1 pseudogene is annotated in these 2,547 nt (G+C 63.8%); it reads left to right on the top strand.

The features are described from left to right. Positions 1 to 68 precede the first annotated feature (68 nt). Positions 69 to 2,459, top strand: a pseudogene (locus HQL63_16210) (phenylalanine--tRNA ligase subunit beta). Positions 2,460 to 2,547: the final 88 nt, after the last annotated feature.

Here is a 2,547-nt window from a genome sequence, read left to right as displayed (position 1 = left end):
AAGGGCACAGCCCTTCCTCCTGGACCTCCATCCCAGTCTTTTAAACGTTTTTTTTTAGGCGGCGCACCATGAAATTCACCTACCGTTGGTTGAAAGAACACTTGGAGATCGACCTCTCTCCCGCCGAGGTGGCCACCCGCCTGACCCTGGCCGGACTGGAGGTGGGCAAGATCGAAGATTTGGGCCAGGGACTGGAACAGGTTCAGGTCGGGTCTCTTGTCGCCGTCGCGCCGCATCCCAACGCCCAGAAACTCACCGTCTGCCAGGTGCGCATCGGCGATGAACAGATCCAGGTGGTGTGCGGCGCCACCAACCATCGCCAGGGCGACAAAGTGGCCGTCGCCCGCGTGGGCGCCCATCTTCCCAATGGCGTCACCATCGCGCCAAGCACCATCCGGGGGCAGGATTCGGCAGGCATGCTCTGCTCGGCAACGGAACTTGGCCTGGCTGGCGCCTCCGAAGGGATTTTGATCCTCCCCGCCACAGCGCCCGAAGGGGGTCCGGTCGCCCCTCTCCTGGGCCGCCATGATCACCTGCTGGAAGTGGATCTGACCCCCAATCGGGGTGACTGCCTGGGCGTGCTGGGTATCGCTCGGGAGCTTGCCGCCCTGACCGGTCTGCCCCTGCGGCGTCCTGCCACCGAGTTGATCGAAAACAAAAGCGTGGGCGAAAACCATCCCGTCACCATCCGCATCGAAGATGGCATGGCCTGCCCGCGTTATGCCGGGCGGGTTCTGGCAGGCGTTTGCGTTGGCCCCTCTCCTGCCTGGTTGCGCCACCGTCTGGAGGCGGTGGGGTTGCGTTCCATCAACAATATCGTCGATGTGACCAACTATCTCATGCTGGACCTGGGGCAACCCCTGCACGCTTTCGATCTGGCGTGCCTGGCTCCCCCCATCGTGGTGCGGAGCGCCTGGGAAGGCGAAACCATCACCACCCTGGATGGCATACAACGCACCCTGACCCCCGGCATGACCCTGATCGCCGACAGCCGCCGCCCCCTGGCCCTGGCGGGCATCATGGGCGGCGAAGAGAGCGGCGTCACCCCCACCACCACAACCCTCTTTCTGGAGTCGGCCTGTTTCAATCCGCTGCACACCGCACGCACGGGCCGACGTCTGGGCATTCTCAGCGACTCCCGCCACCGGTTCGAGCGTGGGGTCGATCCGGATGGCATCCGCCTGGCCCTGGATCGCGCCACCCGAATGATTCTGGAGGTGGCAGGGGGAGAGGCTGGACCTTGCATGCTGATCGATGCCGGCACTTACCGCGCTCCCCCGCCCATTCCGTTTCGTCATGACCGGGCCATGCAACTGGGGGGCATCGACCTTGCACCGGAGCAGGTCCACGAACTGTTGAGCCGGTTGGGGTGCCAGGCGACCCACTCCCAGGTGGCCGGGACGGTGTATTATCAACCTCCCAGTTACCGGCATGACCTGCGCCGCGAGGAGGATCTCGTCGAAGAGGTCGTGCGCGTTTATGGCTATGATCGGGTGCCGTCGCGCCTGCCCGAGGGGCCCATCTCCCTCCCCGTTCCCGATCCCCTCACCGCCACCATGGGGCGCAGCCGCCGCATCCTGGTCGGCGCAGGTTACCTCGAAACCATCAATTTTGCCTTCATCAGTGCCAAACAACTGGCCCTTTTCACCCCGGAGCACACCCCGCTCCCGCTGCTCAACCCCATCTCCGAGGAGCAGGGGGTCATGCGCACCCTGCTCGCCCCGGGATTGGTGGAGACGGCCCGACGCAACCTCAGCCGGGGCAATGACCGTCTGCGCCTGTGCGAGGTCGGACGTGTTTTTCTCTCCGAAGCTTCCGGCGCCATCACCGAGGCTGAACGCATCGGCGGCCTGCGTTGCGGTTCCGCAACCGGACGCAGTTGGACCACCCCGGATCGCACCACGGATTTTTTTGATCTCAAGGGAGACGTGACCACCTTGTTGGCCGGTATCGGTCTGACAACCAGCACGTTCCATCCAGGTGGTCCAGCCTTTTTGCACCCCGGGCGCAAGGCGGAAGTGCTCCTCCACAACCATACCCTGGGATGGTTGGGACAAATCCATCCGGCCCTGCAAGAGAAGCTCGACATCCCCCTGCCCCTCTTTCTGTTTGAACTCGATCTGGAACGCCTGGCCCAACCATCCGCCACCGCTGACAACCCGGGGATGATCAGCCGCTTCCCCGCCGTCGCCCGCGATTTTGCCTTTGTCGTCGATGAAAAATGGCCCGTCGGCGCCATGATCCACGCCATTCGCCAAACCGCCCCGCATGTGATCCGTAACGTCACCCTGTTCGATCTCTATACCGGACCGCACCTCCCGGCTGGGCGCAAAAGTCTGGGTATCGAGGCCATCTTTCAGGCCGAGGATCACACCCTGGACGACGAGGAGGTGCAAAAGTTGGTTGATGGGATCGTCGCTGCCATGCACCAAAGTTTCGCGGCGGCGCTGCGCTCGTAACCATTCAGTACCCGGCAACGAATCGGGGTCCAAGGGGCTGGCTCCCTGGCTTAGTCCAGGGCAGCGCCCTGGTGGGGTTCGGGGCGAA

The sequence above is a fragment of the Magnetococcales bacterium genome, from assembly GCA_015231175.1.
Lineage (GTDB): Bacteria > Pseudomonadota > Magnetococcia > Magnetococcales > DC0425bin3 > HA3dbin3.
Note: the sequence above shows the minus strand (reverse complement) of the source record. Positions and strands in the feature narration are given on the sequence as shown.